Below are 24,086 nucleotides of genomic sequence, written 5' to 3'. Positions count from 1 at the left end.
GAGCAGCGGGGGTCCGGGGGCGGAGCCCCCGAGGGGGCTGGGGCGAAGCCCCAGGTTCGGGAAGGGGCGGGCAGGGGACAGCGCCGCAGGCACCCCCGCCCCGCCCCCGTCAGCCCCGCAGCTCCGCCTCCAGGCTCCGCGCCAGCCCTACCGCCGCCTCCCCCGAGAGCGGCGCCCCCTCCGTCCCCGTCGTCACATAGAACGCGTCCACCGCGTTCGCCCCCAGCGTCGACACATGCGCACTGCGCACCCGCACCCCCGCACCCTCCAGCGCCCGTCCGATCCGGTGCAGCAGTCCGGGCGCATCCTGGGCCCGGACCTCGATCACCGTCGCCAGGCGCGAGCCCGCCGCCGCGACCTTGACCCTCGGCGGGGGCGCCTGCGCGCCCCTCCGGCGCGGGTACGCCGCCTCGCGCTCCGCCAGCTTCGCCCGGATGTCCAGGGATCCGTCCAGCGCCCGTACGAGATCCGCCCGCAGCCGTGCCGCCTGCGGCAGCGATCCGTACTCCGCGGCCACCCGCCAGCTCAGCAGCAGTACGTCGCCCGGGACGCCCAGCTCCTTCGGCAGTTCCAGAGCCCGGAGGTCCGCCGCACGCACGGTCAGCCGGTGCAGCGCGAGGACCCCGGCCACCGCCGGCAGCACCCCGGGCTGGTCGGGCAGCGCGATCAGCAGTTCCACGCCCACCGGCTCGGGACGCCCGTCCTCCTGCGGCTCCTCCGTCTGCGCGTGCAGCGCCAGCACCGGCTCCCCGGTCCGCAGCGCCTCGATCGCGAGCCGCTCCTGCTCCGCGCTGGGTGCGGCCGGTTCCGGCTCCTCGGGGGCATCTCCCGCCAGCACCGCCCCGACCCGCTTCACCAGGTCCGTCACCAGCGAACCGCGCCAGGCCGACCACGCCGCGGGTCCGGTCGCCAGCGCGTCGGCCTCCGTCAGGGCGTGCAGCAGCTCCAGCGTCGAGACCGAACCCACCTCGTCGGCCACCGACCGTACGGTCGCCGGGTCGTCGAGGTCCCGCCGCGTCGCCGTCTCGATCAGCAGCAGATGGTGGCGGACCAGCGTCGCGAGGACCGCGACCTCGGCGGCGTCGAAGCCGATCCGCGCCGCCACGTCGCGTGCGATGACCTCCCCGGCCACCGAGTGGTCACCGGGCCAGCCCTTGCCGATGTCGTGCAGCAGGGCCGCGACCAGGAGCAGGTCAGGACGGCCCACCCGCCGCGTCAGCGACGAGGCCCGCACCGCCGCCTCCACCAGATGGCGGTCAACTGTCCATGTGTGTACGGGATTGCGCTGCGGCCTGCACCGCACCCGCTCCCAGTCGGGCAGCAGCTGGGTGATCAGTCCCTCCGCCTCCAGGGCCTCCCACACCGGGATCGTCGACTCCCCCGCGCCCAGCAGCGTCACCAGCTGCTCGCGCGCCTCGGCCGGCCACGGCACGGGCAGCGGCTTCACCGCTCCCGCCAGGCGGCGTACCGCGTGCAGCGAGATCGGCAGCCCGGCCTGCGCCGCCGCCGCCGCCGCGCGCAGCGGCAGCACCGGGTCCTTCTCGGGCTTCGCGGTCCGCGCGAGGACCACCTCGCCCTCCAGCTCCACGACGCCTTCGGCCAGCGGGGTCCGCTCGGCCACCGGGGGTTTGCCGCCGAGCATCGTGCGCAGCCTGGGCCGCGCCGACCTCGCCTTCAGTACGCGATTGACCTCGCGCCAGGTGACATCGCTGGCGTACGACACCGTGCGTGCGGCCTCGTAGACCTGGCGGAGCAGCACATCGGCGTCCAACAGGCCCAGTTCCGCGGCCACTTGGTCCTGCTCCTGCAGCGCCAGCCGGTCCGTCGCCCGGCCGGTCACCAGATGCAGCGCGTCGCGCGCGTCCATCAGCCGCCGCCGCGCCCCGTCGAGCCCCTCCCTCGGCGCGTCCGCCAGCCAGGAGGCGGCGACCGCCCGCAGGGCCGTCGCGTCGCGCAGCCCGCCGCGCGCCTCCTTCAGGTCGGGCTCCAGCAGGAACTGGAGCTCGCCCTGGCGCTCGGCGCGCTCCGTGCACAGCTCGTACAGCTCCGGCAGCCGCTTGGGCGCCGCGTTGCGCCAGTCCGCGAGCACGGCGGTCCGCAGCCCGGTGGTCAGACCCAGGTCGCCCGCCACATGACGGGCGTCGAGCAGCCCCAGCTGCACCTTCAGGTCGGTGCCCGCGGTCTTGCGGGCCTCCCCGGGAGTCCGTACGGAATGATCCAGCGCGAGCCCCAGGTCCCACACCGGGTACCAGACCCGGTCGGCGAGCGAGGCGATCGCGCCCGCGTCCGCGCTCCCGTCGTGCAGGAGCAGCAGGTCCAGGTCGCTGCGCGGTGAGAGCTCCCCGCGCCCGTATCCGCCCACGGCCACCAGCGCCGCGCCCCGTACGCCCGCCGCCTCGGCGGCCGACGTGAAGAGCGCCCCCACCCAGTCGTCAGTCAGCCGGCTCAGGGCAGAACGGCGCGGCGGCCCGGACCGCGTCTTCTCATTGAGAAGACGCAGCCGGGCCGCCGCGTAACCGCTGGGTGCCGACTCGGATTCCTCGGGCTTTTCAGTCATCGGATCGACGCTCGTCACCCAGCAGTTCCTGTCTCTTGTCCTGCGCTCAGAGGGCGTCCGGGCCGCGCTCGCCGGTCCGTACCCGGACCGCCGTCTCGACCGGCACGCTCCATACCTTGCCGTCACCGATCTTGCCGGTTCGGGCCGCCTTCACCACGACATCGATGAGCTCTTCCGCGTCCGCGTCCTCGACGAGGACCTCGATGCGGATCTTCGGTACGAGGTCGACGGTGTACTCGGCGCCACGGTAGACCTCCGTGTGTCCGCGCTGACGCCCGTACCCGCTGGCCTCGGTGACGGTGAGCCCCTGGACGCCGAAGGCCTGCAGGGCCTCCTTGATCTCGTCCAGCCGGTGCGGCTTCACCACTGCGGTGATGAGCTTCATGCGTCCACCTTCTTCGTCTGCCCGGCGGTACCGGCCGCGGGCACTGCTGCCGTACGGGGTGCGGCGCCGCCGCCGGCCCCGCTGAAGTCGTATGCGGTCTCGGCGTGTTCGGTCTGGTCGATGCCCGAGACCTCTTCGTCCTCGGTGACCCGCATCCCCATCGTCTTGTCGAGGAGGAAGGCGAGGACCGCGGAGACCACCAGGGAGTAGCCGAGGACCGAGAAGACCCCGATGGCCTGGATGCCGAGCTGGTGGAAGCCACCGCCGTAGAAGACACCGGCCACGTCCGACTGCACTCCGCCGGTGGCGAAGAAGCCGATCAGCAGGGAGCCGACGACACCGCCGACGAGGTGGACGCCGACGACGTCGAGCGAGTCGTCGAAGCCGAAGCGGTACTTGAGGCCGACAGCCATGGCGCAGAGGACACCGGCGATGGCGCCGACCGCGATCGCGCCGAGCGGGGAGACCGCGCCGCCGGAAGGCGTGATGGCGACGAGGCCTGCGACCGCGCCGGATGCGGCACCGAGCGTGGTGAAGGAGCCGTGGCGGATCTTCTCGTAACCGAGCCAGGCGAGCATCGCGGCGGCGGTGGCGACCTGGGTGTTGACGAACATCACCGCGCCGACGCCGTCGTCGTTGCCCAGCCAGGAACCGGCGTTGAAGCCGAACCAGCCGAACCACAGGAGCGCTGCGCCCAGCATCACCAGCGGGAGGCTGTGCGGGCGCATCGGGTCCTTCTTGAAGCCGACGCGCTTTCCGATGACCAGGATCACGCCGAGGGCCGCGGCACCGGCGTTGATGTGGACCGCGGTGCCACCGGCGAAGTCGATGACACCCTTCTTGAAGAGCCAGCCGTCGGAGGCCCAGACCCAGTGGGCCACGGGGAAGTAGACGACCGAGACCCACAGCGCGATGAACAGCGCCCAGGCGCTGAACTTGACGCGGTCGGCGAGCGCGCCGCTTATGAGTGCGGGCGTGATGATCGCGAACATCAGCTGGAAGACGGCGAAGACGTAGACCGGGATGGTGTATCCGGGCCACAGCTCGGTCAGGCCGATGCCGCTGAGGCCGAAGTAGCCCTTGGTCCAGCCGAAGAAGCCGTTGCTGGCGCCGAAGGCGAGGCTGAATCCGTAGAGCACCCAGAGGATCGTGACGATCCCCAGGCTGATGAAGCTCATCATCAGCATGTTGAGGGTGGACTTGACCCGGACCATGCCTCCGTAGAAGAAGGCGAGGCCCGGTGTCATGACCATCACCAGGGCGGAGCAGATGAGCATGAAGCCGGTGTTGGCCGAAGACAGCGTCGGGGCGTCTGCAGCAAGCGTCGTGATGCCTGGGGGCATCGGCGTCTCCTCGTCGTAGGTACGGCCTGTGCGGGCGAGCAGGTGCGAAAAGGGGTGGCCGGTTATGGACGATGAGGTTGGCGCAGCGCGGTTTCCGACGATGCCGCACGATGTTTCGCCGCAGTGACGAAGGGGCGGAGCGTGTTACGCCCCGGTGAATTGCCGGATCGCCCCGGCGGCCCGCCGATACCCTGCGCACATCAGAAACCGGCCGCGGCGCTCACCCGTTGACCTGGCGTGGGGGAGCCGAGTCGGGCTTTACGGGGTGAGTGCCGCGGCCGGGGACTGTGGGGCCGGACGGGGCCTGGTGGGGTCAGAACCGTACTCAGACGGCTTCTGCGGTCTCCGGCAGCTGTTCGGCCATGAGCTCGGTCAGATCGATCACTTCAGGCACGTCACCGAAGTCTCGGACAGCGGTGTCGACCGTCTTGCGCAGCCGGGTGTTGACCCTCTCGGACCGCACCCGCCTGGCGATATGGAGGGCCTGTCCGGCGAGCACCGTGGACTGCTCCGGTTCGCGCTTGAGCAGGTGGACCGTGGCCATCCCGATCAGGTTCAGCGCGTACGAACGCTGGTGCTCGTCGTCCTTGCCGAAGAGCTCGACGGCGCGCTCCATCACCGGTTCGGCGAGCGAGGCGTACGTCGGGGAGCGGCCGGCGACGTAGGCGAGGTCCCTGTAGGAGTGGGAGTTCTCGCCGTTGAGCTCGGCCTCGGAGAAGAAGCGGATCCAGTCGGGCTCGGGCTCGCCGTCGAACCCGGCGTCGGTGAAGGTGTCCTCGGCCATCCGCACGGCCCGCTTGCACTTGCTGGGCTGGCCCATGTTCGCGTACGCCCGCGCCTCCATCGCATACAGCATCGCCTGGGTGCGCGGGGTGGCGCAGTCGCGGCTGCCGTACTGCGCGAGGTGGATGAGCTCCAGGGCGTCCTCGGGGCGTCCGAGGTGGATCATCTGGCGGCTCATGGAGGACAGGACGTACGAACCGAGCGACTTGTCCCCGGCCTCCTTGGAGGCGTGCAGGGCCAGCACGAAGTACTTCTGCGCGGTGGGCTGCAGCCCGACGTCGTAACTCATCCAGCCGGCCAGCTCGGCCAGTTCGGCCGCGCACTTGAAGAGCCGCTGGGCGGTGGCCTCGGGCTGCGGCTCCTGCAACAGGTCGGTCACTTCGTGGAGTTGGCCGACGACGGCTTTACGGCGCAGACCGCCGCCGCACTGCGCGTCCCACTGGCGGAACATCGCGGTGGTGGACTCCAGGAGGTCGAGCTCGGGCCTGGAGAGCCGGGAGGGCCGGCGCGAGAGTGCCTGGGTGTCCAGGGAGGCGGGCTCGGCGACGGGCGAGGGCACCAGCCAGCGCTGCATCGGCTCGATGAGGGCGGGGCCTGCGGCGAGTGCGAGCGAGGTGCCGAGGAAACCCCGGCGCGCCAGCATCAGGTCGCTGCGGGAGAACTCGCTGAGCAGCGCCACGGTCTGCGGGCCCGCCCAGGGCATGTCGACGCCGGACACCGACGGCGACTGATGGGCGGTGCGCAGCCCGAGGTCCTCGATGGCGACGACGGATCCGAAACGCTCGGAGAAGAGCTCGGAGAGGATGCGCGGAATCGGCTCGCGCGGCTGCTCGCCGTCGAGCCAGCGCCGCACCCGGGAGGTGTCGGTGGAGATGTGATGGGCGCCCATCTGCCGCGCCCGCCGGTTCACCTGCCGCGCCAGCTCGCCCTTCGACCAGCCGCTGCGCACGAACCACGAGCCCAACTGCTCGTTCGGGCGCTTGCCGGCCGGTGTGCCGCTCTCGCCGCCTTCGCCGCTGCCGCCCACTCGAATGCCCCCATCCCGCTGAAGCCTCTTTGTGTCAGGCCCTCTGCCCGAGCCTTTCAAACCTGAACCCCTATCAGAATGCCGTGAGTTGGGGCCTCTGTCTGGAGCTTGCGCCCCTTCGAACAGGAAACCGGGTTGCCTCCGGCATACCCACGCGTGCACAACAACCCAGGGTTCGTGTACTGAAAGTAATCCTACGATCACCCCTCCCGCGAGGGCGATCCCGGAAACGCCACCATTCGCCACCCCTCCGAGTGAACTCGCCTGCCGTCAGGCGCGATTCACTTGACACAGGACGATCAGGAGCAGGCGGAACGATGTGCGCCGGGGCGCGCACCTCGATCCACACCACCCCACGCGTCACTCCACGCCGCCGAGGCAGGGCAATTGGCGACGGAGCGTCACCGTGGCACTCCAAGTCGTAACCACCGGCGCGTTCACCCGTTGGAGGGGGCATGGGCTTCACGATCGGCGGAATCCGGGGCACCAAAGAGACCAGGCCCGGCGTACGGCGCCGGGGCCGCAGCACATCGGACTGCACCGCCGTGGCGGAGTACACCGGGCTGTGGGGCTGGGACGTGGCACCGGGAGCGAGGGCCGCGGCGGGCAACTGCTCCTGCGGAAGCGCCCGGTGTACGTCGCCGGGCGCCCACCCCCTGGGCTTCGCACCTGGAGTCCCCGCAGGCGCCACCCTCGACGAGGTGACGGCCGCCTGGTCGCAGACGCCCGGCGCGGCGGTCCTCCTCGCGGTCGGCCGCAGCTTCGACGTCATCGACATCGCGGAGGCGGCGGGCCGGCTGGCCCTGGTCCGCCTGGAGCGCATGGGGATCCCGCTCGGCCCGGTGACCGTGACCCCGAAGGGCCGCGCCCAGTTCTTCGTGGCCCCCGGCGCCGCGGCCGAACTCCCCGAGCTGCTCTACCGGATGGGCTGGGACGACGCGGGCCTCGACCTGCGCGGCCTGGGCCCCGGCACCCACATCACAGCCCCGCCCTCCGACCTGGCGGGCCTCGGCCCGGTCCAGTGGCTGCGCCCCCCGACCCTGGAGACGGCGGCAGGCCCTCCGCAGGCCCGCCTGCTCCTGGGCACCCTGGCGTACACCAGCCACCGGGCCGCTTCCTGACCCGCGCAGAGCAAGCCCGCGCCCAAGACGAAGGGTCCGCCACACCTGCACCGTGTAGCGGACCCTTCCCTCCCTCTTGACGCGCACCTCGCACCGCTCCGCGCACCTCGCACCGCTCCGCGGGCATCGCCCCGCTGCGCCGGCCTCCGACCGGCGACCCACGCACCGCAACCCGCGCCCAAAACGAAAGGCCCGCCACACCTGCACCGTGTGGCGGACCCTTCCTCGTGCACCTACCGGACCTCAGTCCCCGATCAGCGCGTCCACGAACGCCTCCGGCTCGAACGGGGCCAGGTCGTCCGCGCCCTCGCCCAGGCCCACCAGCTTCACCGGCACGCCCAGTTCACGCTGCACCGCGATCACGATGCCGCCCTTGGCCGTGCCGTCCAGCTTCGTCAGCACGATGCCGGTGATGTCCACGACCTCCGCGAACACCCGCGCCTGCACCAGACCGTTCTGCCCCGTCGTGGCGTCCAGCACCAGCAGCACCTCGTCCAGCGGACCGTGCTTCTCCACGACCCGCTTCACCTTGCCGAGCTCGTCCATCAGCCCGGTCTTGGTGTGCAGCCGGCCCGCGGTGTCGATCAGTACGACGTCCGCGCCCTCGGCGATGCCCTCCTTGACCGCGTCGAAGGCGATCGACGCGGGGTCGCCGCCCTCGGGGCCTCGTACCGTACGAGCGCCGACCCGGTCGCCCCAGGTCTGCAGCTGATCGGCGGCGGCGGCGCGGAAGGTGTCGGCCGCGCCGAGCACCACGCTGCGGCCGTCGGCGACCAGCACCCGCGCCAGCTTGCCGGTGGTGGTGGTCTTGCCGGTGCCGTTGACGCCGACGACCATGACGACGCCGGGAGTGTCCACGCCGCTCTCGGTCTTGACCGCGCGGTCGAAGTCCGTGCCGAGCAGCTTCAGCAGCTCCTCGCGGAGCAGCGCGCGCAGATCCTCGGGCGTACGCGTACCGAGCACCCGGACCCGCTCGCGCAGCGCATCGACCAGCTCCTGGGTCGGGGCGACGCCGACGTCCGCGGTGAGCAGGGTCTCCTCGATCTCCTCCCAGGTGTCCTCGTCGAGGTTGTCGCGGGACAGGAGCGTGAGCAGCCCCTTGCCGAGCGAGTTCTGCGAGCGGGCGAGCCGGGCGCGCAGCCGCACCAGGCGGCCCGCCGTCGGCTCGGGGACCTCGATCTCGGGGGTGGGCGGCGCCGCGACGACGGGGTCCTCGACGGCGGCGGGTTCTGCGACGGCCTCGTCGGCCGAGCCGGGAAGTTCGACTTCCTCGATCGTCCGGCGCGGCTCGTCGCGCGGGGGTGCCGCGTCGTCGCCGACCTGAGGTTCGGCGGGCGGAGCGGTGATGGTCGGTGCGGAGGGCGGGGCCGGGGGCAGCTGCTTCTTCTTGCGGCTGGTGACCACGAGCCCGCTGATCGCGCCGACGGCGACCAGGGCGATGACTACAACAAGGATGAGGATTTCCATAACCCGACCAGTATCGACCATGCCCCGCCAGGACCGGGTCGTTGTAGCTTCCACCAAAGGACATAGCCGCATCTAGGCCATATGACGTATTAAACTACGATGGAGCTGGCCCTATCAACGCGCGTAGAGTCCGAAGCGATCACCCCCCACCGGCTCAACGCCGAGCCGAGCGAGAGGCATGGACCCCCACACCATGAGCACCACCACCGCCGAATCCGAAGGCGCACTCGAGACGCGCGGTCTCGAGCCCGTGCCGGACAACGAGCGCACCGGTCGCGTCCGTGACCTCTTCCCCACCTGGGTCGCGGCGAACATCAGTGTGCTGCTGCTCACCATGGGCGCGAGCCTCGTGGCGCTCAACGGGCTGAACTTCTGGCAGGCGCTCGTCGTGGCGATCGCAGCCCCGATCGTCAGTTACGGCCTGGTCGGGCTGGTCAGCATCGCGGGCAAGCGCGGCGGCGCCCCCGGCATGGCACTGTCCCGCGCGGTCTTCGGCCAGCGCGGCAACCTGCTCCCCGGCTCGCTGATCTGGGTCGCCCGCTGGGGCTGGGAGACCATCAACGCGGTGACCGGTGCGTACGCCCTGCTCAGCGTGCTGGACATCCTCTTCGGCATCCAGAGCAACGACTTCCTGATCATCGTCACGCTGCTGCTCTTCGTGGTCGTCACCTTCGCCATCTCCGGTCTGGGCATCAACGCGGTCCACAAGTGCAACAAGATCGCGACGTACTTCTTCGGCGCCTTCTCGCTCCTGGTCCTCGGCTACCTCATCGCCGACACCGACTGGTCCGCCGTCTTCGACCGGCCCGCGGGCAAGACCGCCCTGGTCGTCGCCGGAATCGGCACGATCGCCGCCGGCGGCGTCAGCTGGATCCCCGCCGCCCCGGACTTCACCCGCTATCTCCCGCGTACCGCCTCGGCCAAGGCGATGGTCGGCAACTCCATCGGCGGCGCCGGCATCGTCGTCGTGCCGATGGTCCTGATGGGCGCGGTCATGGCGGTCTCCACCCCGGACCTGGCCAAGGCATCCGACCCGGTCGCCTTCCTCGGTGACCTGCTGCCGATGTGGATCGCCGTGCCGTATCTGCTGATCGCCCTGGTCGGCATGCTGCTGATCAACGCGATGTCGATGTACTCGGCCGGCTTCACCGCGCAGACCCTCGGCTTCAAGGTCCCCCGCCACTGGGCGGTCTCCATCAATGCCGCGATCTCGCTGATCTTCGGCGGCATCCTGATGCTGGCCGCGACCGGCTTCATGGGCCAGTTCATCTCCTTCCTCTCGCTGCTCGCGGTCGCCTTCTCCGCCTGGGTGGGTGTCTTCGGCGCGGACATGCTGAGCCGCAAGGAGTACGACGGCGAGGCGCTGCTCGACACCACGCGCACCAGCGCCTACTGGTACAAGGCCGGCTTCAACCCGCCCGCGGTCATCGCCTGGGCCGTCGGCCTCGTCGGCGGTCTGCTCTTCACCACCAGCCAGTGGTTCACCGGACCGCTCGCCTCCAACAACCCCATCGGCGAGTACGGCCTGGGCTGGGTGGCGACCATCGTCATCTCCGGCCTGCTCTACCTGGCCCTCCCCAAGCCGAAGCCCGTCCCCGCCAAGGGCGCTCCCGAGGCCGAGGAGCCCAAGACCCTGGCTGTCTGACGCCGCGTCAGCTACTGTCCCCCCTCGCCAACTCCCACCCGGCGAAGGGGGACTTTCCCGTCATGGCCTTCTCAGTGGTCCGCTTCAACCTGGTCGATCCGGACGCAACCCCCGAGACCCTCTCCGCCCGATATCGCGCCGCCCTGGACATGGCCTCGTACGCGGACACCCACGCGGTCGACACCCTGCAGACCGAGGAGCACCACGGAGCCACCAACAACTGGCTGCCGTCGCCCCTCGCCTTCGCGGGCGCCATCTTCGGCGCGACGAAGCGCATAGCCGTCACCGTGTCCGCCGTCATCGGCCCGCTCTACGACCCGCTGCGGCTGGCCGAGGAGATCGCGGTCCTCGACCTGCTCAGCGCCGGCCGCCTGGTCACGGTCGCCGGCATCGGCTACCGGCCCGCCGAGTACGAGCAGTTGGGCGTCGAGTGGGGCCGCCGCGGCAAGCTGCAGGACGAGCTCCTGGAGACGATCCTGCAGGCCTGGACGGGCGAGCCCTTCGAGTTCCGCGGCCGTACGGTACAGGTCACCCCGCGCCCGTTCACCCAGCCGCACCCGCTCCTGCTCGTCGGCGGCTCCTCCAAGGCCGCGGCCCGCCGCGCCGCCCGCCTCGGCCTGCCGTTCTTCCCCAGCGCGCACCTGCCCGACCTCGAGGCGTACTACAACGAACAGCTCGCGGCCCACGGCACCGAGGGCTTCTGCATGATGCCGACGGCCGAGGTCCCGCTGCTGCACATCGCCGAGGACCCGGACAGCGCGTGGGCGGCGTACGGAAAACACTTCCTGCACGAGGCGCGGACCTACGCGTCCTGGCAGAACAAGGACATCCACTCGGCGGTGAAGTCGTCGGCGACGACGGTCGAGGAACTGCGCGACGAGGGCGTCTACCGGATCCTGACGCCCGACGCGTGCGTGGCGCTGGGTCTGGACAACTATGTGCTGCACCCGCTGGCCGGGGGGATGCCCCTGGACGAGGGATGGCGCAGCCTGCGGCTGTTCTGCGACAACGTACTGCCCCGGCTCGAGTAGGTACTCGAACCGGGGCAGTTCCGTGGGTGAGGAGAGGGGCAGCGGGGATTAGCCCATCTCCTCCAACGCCTTGCCCTTGGTCTCCTTCACGAACTTCAGCACGAAGGGGATCGAGAGCGCGGCGAAGGCTGCGTAGATGATGTAGGAACCGGTCAGGCTCCAGTCGGAGAGGCTCGGGAAGCTCGCGGTGATGGCCCAGTTGGCGATCCACTGCGCGGCTGCGGCGACACCGAGTGCTGCGGCGCGGATCTTGTTCGGGAACATCTCGCCGAGGAAGACCCAGACCACGACACCCCACGACAGGGCGAAGAAGAGCACGAAGGTGTGGGCCGCGATGAGCGCGACGACGCCCTGGGCGTTCGGGAGCTTGCCGTCCACCAGGTCGTAGCTGAAGGCCCAGGCGGTGACGGCCAGGGCGACGGCCATACCGACCGAACCCACGAGCGCGAGCGGCTTCCGGCCGACCCGGTCCACCAGGTACATCGCGATCACGGTACCGATGATGTTCACGATCGATGTGGTGAACGAGTAGAAGAACGAGTCGGACGGGTCGATACCGACGGACTGCCACAGCGTCGAGGAGTAGTAGAACGCGACGTTGATACCCACGAACTGCTGGAAGACCGAGAGGCCGATACCGATCCAGACGATCGGCAGGAAGAGGAAGCTGCCGCCGAGCAGGTCCTTGAAGGTGGACTTGTGCTCGCTGCGCATCGCGTGCTCGATCTCGCCTACGCGGGCGTCCAGGTCGGCGTCCTTGCCCTCGACCTGGACGAGGATCTCCTTGGCCTCGGCGGTCTTGCCGACCGAGATCAGGTAGCGCGGGGACTCGGGGATCACGAAGGAGAACAGTCCGTAGACCGCCGCCGGGATGATCATGATCCCGAGCATGACCTGCCAGGCCTCCAGGCCCATGAGCTTGCCGCGGTCGTCGCCGCCCGCCCAGTTGAGCAGGCCCCAGTTGACCAGCTGCGAGATGGCGATGCCGATGACGATGCCGGCCTGCTGGAAGGATCCGAGGCGTCCGCGGTACTCCTTCGGTGCGACCTCGGCGATGTACGCCGGGCCGATCACCGAGGCCATGCCGATGCCGATGCCGCCGAACACGCGCCACATGGCGAGATCCCAGAGGGCGAAGGGCAGCGCCGAGCCGATCGCGCTGATGAAGAACAGTACGGCGGCGATCTGCATGACGCGGATACGGCCGATGCGGTCGGCGATACGGCCTGCGATGGCTGCACCGATCGCCGCACCGATCAGGCCGATGGCGATGACCTGGCCGAGCGCACCGGAACCGATGTCGTACCTGTCCGCGATCGCACCGACGGCGCCGTTGATCACGGCACTGTCGTAGCCGAAGAGGAATCCGCCCATCGCGGCGGCGGCCGTAATGAAGATGACGCGTCCGAGATGCTCCGGACGGCCCTGACTGCTTCCGGGCGACGACGCCTGCGCTGTGGTGGTCACGTTGACTCCTGGGGCCCGACAACGGTGAGGGGCATGGGGGGACGAGCCCTTCCAGTGGCGCATAACTCAGCGTCAGCCACCACTTGAAGGTAAAAGCAACGTTGCAGAGACTATGCCTTCATGTTTCGAAGTCAAGAGTTGGGTAACTGTGAGTTTCAGGGCGCAGAGAGGCCTAGTGTGTTCAACTCTTGAAGTTGGTCAACGGAGACGCTGGCTGATCACCTTGGAGACGCCGTCCCCCTGCATGGAGACGCCGTAGAGCGCGTCCGCGACCTCCATCGTCCGCTTCTGATGCGTGATCACGATCAGCTGCGAGCTCTCCTGGAGCTCCTCCATGATCCGGATCAACCGCTGCAGATTGGTGTCGTCGAGCGCCGCCTCGACCTCGTCCATCACATAGAACGGGCTTGGCCTGGCCTTGAAGATCGCCACCAGCATGCCAACGGCCGTAAGGGATCGCTCACCTCCGGACAGGAGCGAGAGCCTTTTCACCTTCTTGCCCGGGGGCCGGGCCTCGACGTCCACACCCGTGGTGAGCATGTTGTCGGGATCGGTGAGGATCAGTCGTCCCTCGCCGCCCGGGAAGAGCCGTGAGAAGACCCCTTCGAACTCCCGCGCCGTGTCCCGGAACGCCTCGGTGAAAACCTGCTCGACACGCTCGTCGACCTCCTTCACAACCTGAAGCAGGTCGGTCCGGGTCTTCTTCAGGTCTTCAAGCTGCTCGGAGAGGAACTTGTGCCGTTCCTCCAGCGCCGAGAACTCCTCGAGCGCCAGCGGATTCACCTTCCCGAGCTGCTGATACGCCCGTTCGGCCGCCCTCAGCCGCTTCTCCTGCTCGCCTCGCAGGAACGGCACCGGCTGGTTCCTCGGGTGCTCCGGGTCATCCGGCAGCTCCTCTCCCTCCGCCGGAAGGGAGGGCGGCACCAGCTGGTCGGGGCCGTAGTCGGCCACGAGTCCCGCGGGCTCCACACCCAGTTCCTCCAGCGCCTTGGTCTCCAGCTGCTCGATGCGCAGCCGCTTCTCGGCACCGAGTACCTCGCCGCGGTGAACTGAATCAGTGAGTTTGTCGAGCTCCCCCTTGAGGTCGCGCCCATGGCCGCGTTCCGTCACCAGGTCCTGCTCGCGCTCCGCCTTGGCCGCCTCGGCCGCCGCCCGCTCGGCCTCGGCCCGTACCAGCGACACCTCTACGTGGGCGAGCAGCTGGCGCGCACCGTCCGCGACGGCACGCGCGACCTCTGCCTCGTGGACCATCCGGGCCCGCCGCTGCTCGGCCCGCGACCGCGCCTCGCGCTCGGCCCGTGCCCCGCGGTCCAGCGCCTCGGCCCGCCCGGCGAGCCCCTTCACCCGCTCCTCGTGCGTACGGGCCTGAAGGCGGGCCTCCATCTCGGTCTGTCGCGCATTGGCTCCATCGGCCGCAAGCCGGTCCCGTACGGAAGTGTCCGGCTCCTCCTCGGCCGGCATCTCCTCGGCGACCAGCAGCCGCTCGGCCAGCACCTCGGCCTCCTCGGTCGCCCGCTCCAGCGCGTCCTGCGCCTTGGCCGCGGCGGCGGCCGACCGCTCGGCCTCACCTGCGGCCCCGCGCGCCTGGCCCGCGAGAGCGCCCAGCTGCTGGGCCACACCGGACTTCTCGCGCTCGGCGGCCCTGCGCCGCTCCCCCAGCTCCTCGACGAGAGCGGCGCACTCCGCGCGCCGCTCGCCCGCCGCCTGCTGGGCGCCGGCCAGTTCCTCGCACTTCAGGTCCAGCGCGGCCAGCTCGGTCGCGGCCTCGTCGACGGAGGCCTGTACCTCCAGGAGGCTGGGCGCCCCTGCGGACCCGCCCTGCGCGAAGTGGGCGCCCAGGACGTCGCCCTCCGCGGTGACGGCGATCAGTCCGGGGCTGGCTCCCACCAGTTCCTCGGCGTCCTCCAGCGTTCCGACGACCACCATGTCCCTCAGCAGTTGGCGTACTCCGGGCATCAACTCGGCCGGGCCGCTCACCAGTTCGGCCACGTACGACGGTCCCGGCGCCCCGTCGACGGCGGTACGCACCAGGCCCGAAGCAGCGGTCCCATCGGCCTGGCCGTCCGTGCGGCTCGCGGGCACAGCCGTACCGCCGGACCACGCGGGGAGACCGTCGTGCCGCTCCCCGGCCTGGTCGGGTACGGCCGCACGGCCACCGCCGGCGGCGGGCGCTGCAAGCAGCAGTGCCGCACGGCCCGCGTCCTGCTTGCGCAGCAGGCGGATCGCGTCCGCCGCGGTCGCCGGGTCGCTCACCGCGATCGCGTCCGCCGCCGCCCCCAGCGCCGCCGCCACGGCGACCTCGTGACCGCCGGCCACCGTGAGCAGTTCCGCCGCCGGGCCGAGCAGTCCGGTCAGCCGGTCCCTGGCGCCGAGCAGAGCTCCCGTGCCGTCCTTGCGCCGCAGGCCGAGAGCGAGGGCCTCGCGCCGTGCCGCCGTCGCGGCCCGCTTGCGCTCGGCGGCCGTCGCGGCCTCCCGGGCCGCGCTCAGCGCCGCCTCGGCCTGCGCCAGGCCCTGCTTCGCGGCGTCGTGTGCCGCTGAGAGCTCCGCGTCGCCCGCTGCCAGGCCGTCCACCTCGGCCTTGAGCAGTTCGTACTCCTCCTGGGCAAGCACCGCGCGCTCCTGCGCTCCGTCCCGCGCCTCCGCCAGCCGGTCGATCTCCGCCTGCGCCGAACCGGCCCGCGATCGTGCCGCGTTGACCTGCCCGGTCAGCCGGGCGAGCCCCTCACGGCGGTCGGCGATGGCCCGTGCCACATCCTTCAGCCGACGCTCCTCGGCCACCAACTCCCGCTCCAGGTCGGCCCGGTGGGCGACGGTGTCCTCCAGCGCGTGCTCCGCCGCCTCCAGCGCGGCCTCCAGCTCCGCCTCCTGCTCGCGGATACGGGCGGCCTCGCGCTCCATGTCCTCCGGATCGCGCCCGCGCCGCTCATCGACCGGGGCCGAGGTCGCACTCTTGACGCGTGCGTCGGCCAGCGACACCGTGCCGCGTACGCGCTCGGCGAGCTGGGAGAGGTCGTACCAGGTCTGCTGGGCCCGCTGGAGGCGCGGCGCGAGACGCCGTACCTCGTCCTCCAGTTCCGCCTCGCGCGCGAGGGCCCCCTTCAGCGCCGCCTCCGCCGCCTCCTTGCGCTGCTTCAGCGCCGCCTCGTCCTCGACCTCGGTGCGCAGCGCGTTCCGCATGGTCACCAGGTCGTCCGCGAGCAGCCGCAGCCGTGCGTCGCGCAGATCGGCCTGGATGACGGCGGCCCGCCGAGCTACGGCCGCCTGCCGGCCCAACGGCTTCAGCTGGCGGCGCAGTTCGTCGGTCAGGTCCTGTACGCGCGCCAGATTGGCCTGCATCGCGTCCAGCTTCCGCAGCGCCTTCTCCTTGCGCTTGCGGTGCTTGAGTACCCCTGCCGCCTCCTCGATGAAGGCGCGCCGTCCCATCGGATCGGCATGCAGTACGGAATCGAGCTGCCCCTGCCCGACGATCACGTGCATCTCGCGCCCGATGCCCGAGTCGGACAGCAGGTCCTGGATGTCGAGCAGCCGGCAGGTGTCCCCGTTGATCTGGTACTCGCTGCCGCCGTTGCGGAACATGATCCGGGTGATGGTGACTTCGGCGTACTCGATCGGCAGCGCGCCGTCGGAGTTGTCGATGGTCAGCGAGACCTCGGCCCGGCCCAGCGGTGGGCGGCCGGTCGTCCCGGCGAAGATGACGTCCTCCATCTTCCCGCCGCGCAGTGACTTCGCGCCCTGCTCGCCCATGACCCAGGAGAGCGCGTCCACCACATTGGACTTGCCGGAGCCGTTGGGGCCCACGACACAGGTGATGCCCGGCTCGAAGCGGAGCGTCGTGGCGGAGGCGAAGGATTTGAATCCGCGGAGGGTCATGGACTTGAGGTGCACGCCGCCGGACTCTACCTTTCGGGGCGAAAGAAAGAAGGGACGCCGAAGCGTCCCTTGCATATCTTGTGCGGTGGTGCGGTGATTCTGTGGTTCCTAGCGGGGTGGCTGCTGTCAGGTGAGCGCAGGCTCCGCCTGGGGTACATCAATGTCGATGCCGTCAAGCAGCGACTCTCCGTGCTGGGCGGCGGCATTCAGCGCGTCGTTCTCGGACTGGATCCGAGTGAGCTCGGACTCGAGGTCCTGGACGCGCTGCTGAAGCCGTCGCATCTCGGAGAGAAGTCGCGGGTCGGAACCGCCGACGTAACCGAGAAGCGCCTTTGCCATGATGGATGGTCCTCCACACTGAGTGACCGACCGAAGCGGTGGTGGGTCGTAGGGGGAATCGCACCCGCGGTGCTCAGCAGTGCTGGTTCTCGCTGCGTTCCTACTGCCAAACAGCTAAGGTGCGCGGGGTTTTAAGCGTCTCACCAAAAAGTTTGACGGTCAACACGATCACGCCCTGTATTCACGGGCAACCCGGGGGCGCGCGGCCTCGCAACCGGCGGCGCGACTCTCCTTCGGGGCCCTGCGGGCAGGAGATCATCCTCTACGCCGCAGCGTGGCACGGTCGGCGCCACTTGGCAACCACCAGGGCATTTCTGCCGAACGCACATGCCAGGGGCGCCTTGCCAGTTCACGATCCGTGGTCGTTCCGGGGTCGGCTCAGCGGATCGCGAAGCTCTCGTAGCCGCCGCGAGGAGTGTCCCAGATCTCAGTCACACCATCGACGCGACCGGGTGTGTCGTCGGAGCGGAGCCAGGCGAGGAGAAGATCGCACCCCGCACGCGGCCCTTCGGCCACGACTTGCACCCTGCCGTCCTCCAGATTGAGGGCGAAGCCTTTGAGTCCGCCGATCTGCAGGGCATTGGCCCTGGTGAACCAGCGAAAGCCCACGCCCTGGACTTTTCCACGCACCCAGGCGGTGAGCCGTACATCTTCGTTCATGTCTGCACGCTAACCGGCCAATTGCTCACGGGACACTTCGGCCCCGTGCGGCATGGACTACAGTCCGGACCCAATGAGCCTCACCCGTATGGGTGAGTCGTCGTGACGTAGGCCGTCGACCATGAGGAAGGCACTGCAGATGGGACGCCATCGACGCTCCGCCGCCGTACCGGCCGCAGTTGACTATGGCGAGGCCGGCCGACACCGGGGCCGCGGGCGCCGCAAGAACAGGATCGCCCCTGTACGCACCGGACTGCTCGGCGTCTCCGCCGCGGCTGCCGTGGGCGCGGTGGCGATGGCCTCGGGCCTGCTGCCGGGCGGCGGCAACGCCTACACGGTGGGCGGCGGCGGTTCGACGGGCGACCGCGTCCGCGCGGACGGCGTGCCGGACCTGCAGACCCAGGGCGGCGAGTCGGGGACCCCCTCGGTCAGCGCCTCGCCCTCGCCGAGCTCCGGTGCCACCCGCGCCCACGCACCGTCGACGAGCCCCTCCCCCGTCGCGCCGAAGACCTCCGCGCCGCCCTCCAAGGCATCGAGCGCACCGGCCTCCGGCACGAAGAGCGCGACCGCCACACCTTCTCCCTCCCGGACCGTGGCCAGGACCGCGGCCCCCGTCAGCAAGGAAGCCGCGGTTCAGGCGGCGGTCCTCGCGCTGGTCAACAAGGAGCGGGCCACGGCCGGCTGCAAGCCGGTGACGGCCAACGGCCCGCTGGCCGCACTGGCCACGGCCTTCAGCGAGGACATGGCCGCCCGCGACTTCTTCGACCACACCGACCCGGACGGCAAATCCCCCTGGGACCGGGCCGACGCGGCAGGCGTGGACGGCCTGGGCGGCGAGAACATCGCCCGCGGCCAGGCGGACGCCGACGCGGTGATGGACGCCTGGATGAACAGCCCCGGCCACCGGGCGAACATCCTCAACTGCGACTACAAGACGCTGGGCGTCGGCGTCCACTTCGGCTCGGGCGGCCCCTGGTGGACCCAGGACTTCGGCTTCTGAGCACGTCGAGCACTAACTCCAGGTGAGCGCTGTGCGCAGTACAGTGGAGGCATGGACGACGCTCTCGCCTTCGACGTATTCGCGAAGTCGTGCCCCTCGCGCACCACGCTGGAGCACGTCACGGGACGCTGGGGCAGCCTGACGCTGGGCGCCCTCGCCGAGGGGTCGCTGCGCTTCAACGAGCTGCGGCGGCGGGTCGACGGCGTCAGCGAGAAGATGCTCTCCCAGACGCTGCAGGCGCTGGAGCGGGACGGCCTCGTCCACCGGGAGGCGCAGCCGACCAATCCGCCTCGCGTGGACTATGAACTCACCCCGCTGGGACGGGAGATCGCAGATCGGCTGCTCGGCCTGATCCACCTCGTGGAGGGCCGGATGGACCAGGTCCTCACCTCGCGCGAGCGCTACGAGACGGCGCGCGGCGGCCTCTGACAGCGCGGGCAGAAGTAGCTGGAGCGGTTCATCCAGGCGCGCCTGCTGATGGCGTTGCCGCAGCGCTTGCACGGCTCGCCCTCGCGGCCGTAGGCGTCCAGCGACCGGTCGAAGTACCCCGACTCCCCGTTCACATTGACGTAGAGGCTGTCGAAGCTGGTGCCGCCGACAGCGAGCGCGGCGTTCATGACGTCCCGCACATGGCCGAGGAGCTCCGCGGTCCTGGGCCGGGTGAAGCCCGCGGTGGGGCGTTCGTAGTGGACGCGGGAGCGCCACAGCGCCTCGTCCGCGTAGATGTTGCCGACCCCGCTGATGAGCGACTGGTCGAGCAGGGCCCGCTTGATCGTCGTACGCCGCAGCCGCAGCGCCGTGTGAAAGGCCTCGTCGTCGAAGGCCTCGTCCAGCGGGTCGCGGGCGATATGCGCGATGACGTCCGGGAGTCCCTCAGGGGTGTTCGGGTGGAGCGAGAGCCCGCCGAAGGTGCGCTGGTCGACGAAGCGCAGCTCCGTGTCGAGGGCATCGTCGAAGCGGACGCGGATCCGCAAGTGCTTCTCGTCCAGGGCCTCTTGGGGCTGTACGAGCAGCTGTCCGCTCATCCCCAGATGCCCGAGCACCGACGCATCGGTGTCGTCGAGCGGAATCCACAGATACTTGCCCCTGCGCCGCGCCACCCCGAAGCGATGCCCCTTGAGCGCGTCCGCGAAGTCCTCGCCGCCGGCGAGATGGCGGCGTACCGCACGAGGGTGCAGGACCTCCACCCCGGCCACGGTGCGGCCGGCCACCCAGCGCTCGAGTCCGCGGCGTACGACTTCGACCTCGGGCAGCTCAGGCATCGCGGTTCCCCTCGGGTACGGAAAAACCGCCCGCCCCCGAAGAGGGGGCGGGCGGGAAAAGAACCGGCGTCAGGCCGTGGTGGCCTGGTCGGTCGCGGCAGCCGCGGCCGAAGAGGTGTCGGCGGCCTCTTCTGCCACTGCGGGCTCGACCGGCGCTTCCACCGGTGGCGCTTCCGCGGCGGCCTTGGCCTCCGCGGCACGCTTCTCGGCGTCGGCGCTGATCTCGCACCAGGCGGACTCCGCCGCCTGCTGTTCCGCTTCCTTCTTGCTGCGGCCGGTGCCGGTGCCGTACGAGACACCACCGACGCGGGCAGCAGCGGTGAAGGTCTTCTCGTGGTCCGGACCTGTCTCGCTGACCAGGTACTCCGGAACGCCGAGACCTTCGCTCGCGGTGAGTTCCTGGAGACTGGTCTTCCAGTCCAGGCCCGCACCGAGGTTGGAGGACTTCTCGATCAGCGGGTCGAAGAGCCGGTGCACCAGCTCCGAGGCCGCGTCGAGACCCTGATCCAGATAGACCGCGCCGATCACCGCTTCAAGGGTGTCGGCGAGGATGGAAGCCTTGTCCCGGCCACCCGTGCCTTCTTCGCCCCGGCCGAGCCGGATGAAGAGACCGAGTTCCAGCCCGCGGCTCACCGATGCGAGCGCACGCGAGTTGACCACCGCGGCCCGGAGTTTGGCCAGCTGGCCTTCCGGGAGATCGGGGTGGGTGCGGTACAGCGTGTCCGTGACCACCAGGCCGAGCACGGAGTCCCCGAGGAACTCCAGACGCTCGTTGGTGGGCAGGCCGCCGTTCTCGTATGCGTACGAACGGTGCGTCAGCGCACGCACCAGAAGGGCGGACTCGAGTTGATACCCGAGCCGCCCTTCCAGAAGCGTGTGGGACGAGGCATTGTCCGTCTTGTGTGACTCAGACATGGTGCCTCTCACCAGCCGCTCAGACCTCGAGGACCTGGCGCTTGTTGTACGTGCCACAGCTGGGGCACGCGATGTGCTGCAGCTTCGGCTCCTGGCAGCGCTCGCACGAAACCAGAGTGGGGACCGCAGCCTTCCACTGCGACCGGCGGTGGCGCGTGTTGCTGCGCGACATCTTCCGCTTCGGAACAGCCACGGCTACTTCTCCTGCTTCTCGTCGACGCCATCTTCAGCGTCGTTAACGTTGTCCTTCTCGCCGACCTGGCCGGTCCCGACGAGTCCCTGCAACGCCGCCCAACGAATGTCGGGGACGTCATGGTGGTGACCGGGTTCGTCGTCCAGCCTGATTCCGCAATCGGAACACAGGCCGGCACAGTCCTCCCGGCAGACCGGCTGCAGCGGCAGTGCGAGCACCACCGCGTCACGCAGCACGGGTTCGAGGTCGAACAAGCCGTCCTCGAGGGGGGTGATTTCCTCGTCCTCGGCGTCGTCGGCCGGCTCCGCGGTCTTGCCGCGGCCCCGGTCATCGGCGTCAGGGTACGAGAACATCTCCTGGTAGTCCGCTTCGAGCTCAAGCTCGAGCGGCTCCAGACACCTTACGCACTCCCCCTTGGCCGATGCACGGGCGGTGCCTGTGACAAGCACCCCGTCCATGACCGACTCGAGGCGGAGGTCGATCTCCACCGGTGCGCCTTCCGGCACTCCGATGACCCCTTCGACGCCGAGGTCCTTCGGAGCCTCGGCCGTGCGGGAGAGCCGCTTGAGGGCACCAGGACGCCGACCCAGCTCATGTGTGTCGAACACAAGAGGGTTGCGGTGGTCGAGGCGCGTGTTCAGGGCTTTTCCTGCTTTCGAAAATCTCTGGGGATGGCTGCCGAGCGGGCAGCTGGGATCGCGGACATACGCGCGACCGAAGAGCCAGGATACCGGTCAGGTCGCCATAGACCCAATCGGCCCCTAGCGACCCTGTTCGTACTGCCGCAGCTGATCGAGATTGATCATGCTCGTGTCGAAGAGGCTGGTCTCGTCGAGGGCGCCCTGCTGCTGCTCGTACGACTGCTGCTGGGGCTGCTGGGGCTGCTGCTGGTAGCCGTGCTGGTCGTAGCCCTGCTGCTGCGGCTGGTACGCGTAGGGGTCCTGCTGGTACGCGTACTGCTCCTGGGGCTGCTGGTACGCGTAGGGATCCTGCTGCTGAGGCTGCTGCTGGTACGCGTACGGGTCGTAGCTCTGCTGCGCCGGTACGGGGACCGCCTGCTGCGCCTCGGGCTGCTGGACCTGCTGCGGTTCCGCCAGGTCCGCCAGGAAGTCCGCGTCGCTGCCGCGCTGCTGCGGGTCCATGCCGTCCTGCGCCGCCATGTGTTCACCGAGATCGTCGATGGCGATACGGCCGTGCAGCTTCTGCCGGCCCCGTCCCACCGCCACGAGGGTCTTGGCGAGCACGGCCTCGAAGGCGCCCATCTTGGTGTCGACATACGCGTCGGCGCGCTCGATGAGCGTCGCGGGGTCCGGGCTGTACTCCGGGGCGTCCTCGTCGGCGTAACCCTGCTCGTCGAGGCCGGGGCCGCGGCCGAGCAGCTTCTCGCGGCCTCGATCGACGGAGCCGATCGTCTTGGTGAGGACGACCTCGAAGTTGGCCAGCTTGGAGTCGACGTAGTCGTCGGCCTCCGCACGGATCTCCTCGGCCTCGCGGCGGGCCTCGGCGAGGATGCGGTCCGCCTCGTCCTGGGACTGGCGGGCCACCTCGGTGTCGGAGATCAGCGAGCCGCGGTGGGCGTGGGCGGACTCGATGATCCGCTCGGCCTCCTGACGGGCCTGCTCGACCATCTGCTCCCGGCCGCCGATCAGCTCCTGCGCCTGGGCCAGGGAGCCGGGCAGGGCCTCCCGTACCTCTTCGAGCAGGGCGAGCAGCTCGGCGCGGTTGACCACGCACGAAGCCGACATGGGCATGGACCGGGCGCCCATGACCGATTCGACGATGTCGTCGAGCTTCTTCTGCACGTCCACCGTGTGCTCGCCACTCTCTACGCCGGGTTGGAGACGGACGGGGACGACTGTACGTCCAGTCGGCGCCCGCCCGACACCTGCTGACGGACTGTCAGGATTTCACTTCTCGCCGAGCCGGGTCGTCAGGGCCTCGTGGACCAGCGGCGGCAGCAGGTGCGCGACGTCTCCGCCCCAGGTCGCGACCTCCTTGACCAGACTGGAGGAGAGGAAGCTGTAGGTGGGGTTGGTCGGGACGAATAGGGTCTCGACGCCCGAGAGACCGTTGTTCATCTGGGCCATCTGCAGCTCGTAGTCGAAGTCGCTGACCGCGCGCAGGCCCTTCACGATGGCCGGGATGTCGCGCTGCTTGCAGAAGTCGACGAGCAGGCCGTGGAAGGACTCGACCTCGACGTTCCCGAAGTCGGCGGTCACCTGGCGGATCATCTCGATCCGCTCGTCGACGGTGAAGAGACCGTGCTTCGACTGATTGATCATCACGGCCACGTGTACGACGTCGTACAGCTTGGAGGCGCGGGCAATGATGTCGAGATGTCCATTGGTGATGGGGTCGAAGGACCCCGGACAGACGGCGCGGCGCAACTGAATTCCCTCGCTCTCCGGTCCGGTCATCGTGCGTCTTCGCACGTAGCGGCGGCGCGACCGTACCAAAGCGTGCCCTCGCCGTAGCGACGGGCCCGCAAAGGCTCAAAACCCTTGGGCCACTTGAATTCCCCGCCTCTGGTGCTGCGCTCCACGGTGGCCACGGCATCCTCTGTGAGCCAGCCCTGGGCGCGGAGTGTGAGGAGGATCTCCCGAAGATCGTCGTCGCCGACGGCGTACGGAGGATCGAGGAAGACCAGGTCGTACGGGGCCTGGGGGGCCGGACCCGTCACGATCTGTTCCGCTTTGCCGGTGCGCACCTCGGCGCCCGGGAGCCCGAGCGTGCGCACATTGGCACGGACCGTGGCCGCGGCGCGGGTGTCGGCCTCCACGAGGAGGGCGTGGGCAGCGCCGCGCGAGAGCGCCTCCAGGCCGACGGCTCCGGAGCCGGCGTACAGATCGGCGATACGGACGCCCTGCAGCGTGCCCAGGAGCGCCTCCCAGGTGGAGAAGAGGCCTTCTCGCGCACGGTCGGAGGTGGGGCGGGTGCCGTTGCCCGGCGGGACGGCGAGCAGGCGCCCGCCGGCCGTACCGGCGATCACGCGGGTCATCTGAGTCCTTCGGGTGGGCTGCT

At 70.0% G+C, this 24,086-nt stretch carries 21 protein-coding genes; 5 read left to right on the top strand and 16 right to left on the bottom strand.

Going from position 1 to position 24,086, the window contains the following annotated elements:
- Window positions 1–109 precede the first annotated feature (109 nt).
- From AB0H78_RS22085 to AB0H78_RS22070, 4 genes are all read right to left on the bottom strand, one after another.
- Window positions 110–2,557 (bottom strand): [protein-PII] uridylyltransferase, encoded by a 2,448-nt coding sequence (locus tag AB0H78_RS22085; protein WP_363236210.1) that lies wholly within the window; start codon window positions 2,555–2,557, stop codon window positions 110–112.
- Window positions 2,558–2,603: 46 nt separating this feature from the next.
- Window positions 2,604–2,942, bottom strand: a complete 339-nt coding sequence (locus tag AB0H78_RS22080) for a P-II family nitrogen regulator (RefSeq protein ID WP_206961063.1) — start codon at window positions 2,940–2,942, stop codon at window positions 2,604–2,606.
- Complete coding sequence (locus tag AB0H78_RS22075) at window positions 2,939–4,285, bottom strand: ammonium transporter (RefSeq protein ID WP_363236209.1); 1,347 nt, start codon at window positions 4,283–4,285, stop codon at window positions 2,939–2,941. The genes AB0H78_RS22080 and AB0H78_RS22075 overlap by 4 nt, the downstream gene beginning before the upstream one ends.
- A gap of 325 nt (window positions 4,286–4,610) precedes the next feature.
- Window positions 4,611–6,032 carry a hypothetical protein gene (locus tag AB0H78_RS22070; protein WP_363236387.1) on the bottom strand — a complete coding sequence of 474 codons (1,422 nt, stop codon included), beginning with the start codon at window positions 6,030–6,032 and terminating at the stop codon, window positions 4,611–4,613.
- Window positions 6,033–6,550: 518 nt separating this feature from the next.
- Here AB0H78_RS22070 and AB0H78_RS22065 point away from each other — a divergent pair.
- Window positions 6,551–7,216: a bifunctional DNA primase/polymerase gene (locus tag AB0H78_RS22065; RefSeq protein WP_363236208.1), complete on the top strand. Its 666-nt coding sequence runs from the start codon at window positions 6,551–6,553 to the stop codon at window positions 7,214–7,216.
- Between the two features lie 243 nt (window positions 7,217–7,459).
- On the opposite strand, the gene ftsY is transcribed toward AB0H78_RS22065, so the two are convergent.
- The gene (ftsY, locus tag AB0H78_RS22060; protein WP_363236207.1) at window positions 7,460–8,683 is read right to left on the bottom strand and encodes a signal recognition particle-docking protein FtsY; all 1,224 of its coding nucleotides are present in this window, start codon (window positions 8,681–8,683) and stop codon (window positions 7,460–7,462) included.
- 193 nt (window positions 8,684–8,876) lie between these two features.
- On the opposite strand from ftsY, the gene AB0H78_RS22055 reads away from it, so the two are divergent.
- Entirely contained in the window at window positions 8,877–10,328 is a 1,452-nt protein-coding gene (locus AB0H78_RS22055) for a cytosine permease (RefSeq protein WP_363236206.1), read from the top strand.
- A 62-nt stretch (window positions 10,329–10,390) separates the two neighbouring features.
- Entirely contained in the window at window positions 10,391–11,359 is a 969-nt protein-coding gene (locus AB0H78_RS22050; RefSeq protein ID WP_363236205.1) for an LLM class flavin-dependent oxidoreductase, read from the top strand.
- A gap of 48 nt (window positions 11,360–11,407) precedes the next feature.
- Here the strand turns inward: AB0H78_RS22050 and AB0H78_RS22045 are convergent, their stop codons facing one another.
- The 4 genes from AB0H78_RS22045 to AB0H78_RS22030 all read right to left on the bottom strand — a co-directional run bounded on the left by AB0H78_RS22045 (window position 11,408) and on the right by AB0H78_RS22030 (window position 17,695).
- The gene (locus AB0H78_RS22045; protein ID WP_363236204.1) at window positions 11,408–12,826 is read right to left on the bottom strand and encodes a sugar porter family MFS transporter; all 1,419 of its coding nucleotides are present in this window, start codon (window positions 12,824–12,826) and stop codon (window positions 11,408–11,410) included.
- A gap of 198 nt (window positions 12,827–13,024) precedes the next feature.
- A complete protein-coding gene (locus AB0H78_RS22040; protein WP_363236203.1) occupies window positions 13,025–16,711 on the bottom strand; it encodes an AAA family ATPase in 3,687 nt (1,228 codons plus the stop codon).
- 111 nt (window positions 16,712–16,822) lie between these two features.
- Window positions 16,823–17,035 carry a hypothetical protein gene (locus tag AB0H78_RS22035; RefSeq protein WP_329123460.1) on the bottom strand — a complete coding sequence of 71 codons (213 nt, stop codon included), beginning with the start codon at window positions 17,033–17,035 and terminating at the stop codon, window positions 16,823–16,825.
- A 378-nt stretch (window positions 17,036–17,413) separates the two neighbouring features.
- Window positions 17,414–17,695 carry an acylphosphatase gene (locus AB0H78_RS22030; protein WP_363236202.1) on the bottom strand — a complete coding sequence of 94 codons (282 nt, stop codon included), beginning with the start codon at window positions 17,693–17,695 and terminating at the stop codon, window positions 17,414–17,416.
- A 139-nt stretch (window positions 17,696–17,834) separates the two neighbouring features.
- On the opposite strand from AB0H78_RS22030, the gene AB0H78_RS22025 reads away from it, so the two are divergent.
- Together AB0H78_RS22025 and AB0H78_RS22020 are read left to right on the top strand one after the other, a co-directional pair.
- Window positions 17,835–18,695 (top strand): CAP domain-containing protein, encoded by an 861-nt coding sequence (locus AB0H78_RS22025; protein ID WP_363236201.1) that lies wholly within the window; start codon window positions 17,835–17,837, stop codon window positions 18,693–18,695.
- A 51-nt stretch (window positions 18,696–18,746) separates the two neighbouring features.
- Window positions 18,747–19,124, top strand: coding sequence for a helix-turn-helix domain-containing protein (locus tag AB0H78_RS22020; RefSeq protein ID WP_363236200.1), 378 nt, complete (start codon window positions 18,747–18,749; stop codon window positions 19,122–19,124).
- On the opposite strand, the gene mutM is transcribed toward AB0H78_RS22020, so the two are convergent.
- From mutM to rsmD, 7 genes are all read right to left on the bottom strand, one after another.
- Window positions 19,097–19,957 (bottom strand): bifunctional DNA-formamidopyrimidine glycosylase/DNA-(apurinic or apyrimidinic site) lyase, encoded by an 861-nt coding sequence (mutM, locus tag AB0H78_RS22015; protein ID WP_363236199.1) that lies wholly within the window; start codon window positions 19,955–19,957, stop codon window positions 19,097–19,099. The genes AB0H78_RS22020 and mutM overlap by 28 nt on opposite strands.
- A gap of 69 nt (window positions 19,958–20,026) precedes the next feature.
- Window positions 20,027–20,872, bottom strand: coding sequence for a ribonuclease III (gene rnc, locus AB0H78_RS22010; protein ID WP_363236198.1), 846 nt, complete (start codon window positions 20,870–20,872; stop codon window positions 20,027–20,029).
- 19 nt (window positions 20,873–20,891) lie between these two features.
- Entirely contained in the window at window positions 20,892–21,065 is a 174-nt protein-coding gene (gene rpmF / locus AB0H78_RS22005) for a 50S ribosomal protein L32 (protein ID WP_003965982.1), read from the bottom strand.
- Between the two features lie 2 nt (window positions 21,066–21,067).
- Window positions 21,068–21,706, bottom strand: a complete 639-nt coding sequence (locus AB0H78_RS22000; RefSeq protein ID WP_363236386.1) for a DUF177 domain-containing protein — start codon at window positions 21,704–21,706, stop codon at window positions 21,068–21,070.
- A gap of 120 nt (window positions 21,707–21,826) precedes the next feature.
- Window positions 21,827–22,873 carry a cell division initiation protein gene (locus tag AB0H78_RS21995; RefSeq protein ID WP_363236197.1) on the bottom strand — a complete coding sequence of 349 codons (1,047 nt, stop codon included), beginning with the start codon at window positions 22,871–22,873 and terminating at the stop codon, window positions 21,827–21,829.
- 99 nt (window positions 22,874–22,972) lie between these two features.
- The gene (gene coaD, locus AB0H78_RS21990) at window positions 22,973–23,452 is read right to left on the bottom strand and encodes a pantetheine-phosphate adenylyltransferase (protein ID WP_363236385.1); all 480 of its coding nucleotides are present in this window, start codon (window positions 23,450–23,452) and stop codon (window positions 22,973–22,975) included.
- Window positions 23,453–23,478: 26 nt separating this feature from the next.
- On the bottom strand, window positions 23,479–24,063 hold the full coding sequence (gene rsmD, locus AB0H78_RS21985) for a 16S rRNA (guanine(966)-N(2))-methyltransferase RsmD (RefSeq protein ID WP_363236196.1): 585 nt from the start codon (window positions 24,061–24,063) through the stop codon (window positions 23,479–23,481).
- Between the last annotated feature and the right edge of the window lie 23 nt (window positions 24,064–24,086).

This window comes from Streptomyces sp. NPDC050738 (assembly GCF_040654175.1).
GTDB lineage: Bacteria > Actinomycetota > Actinomycetes > Streptomycetales > Streptomycetaceae > Streptomyces.
The sequence above is the reverse complement of the archived record's forward strand: the minus strand, read 5'-3'. Positions and strand labels throughout refer to the sequence as shown.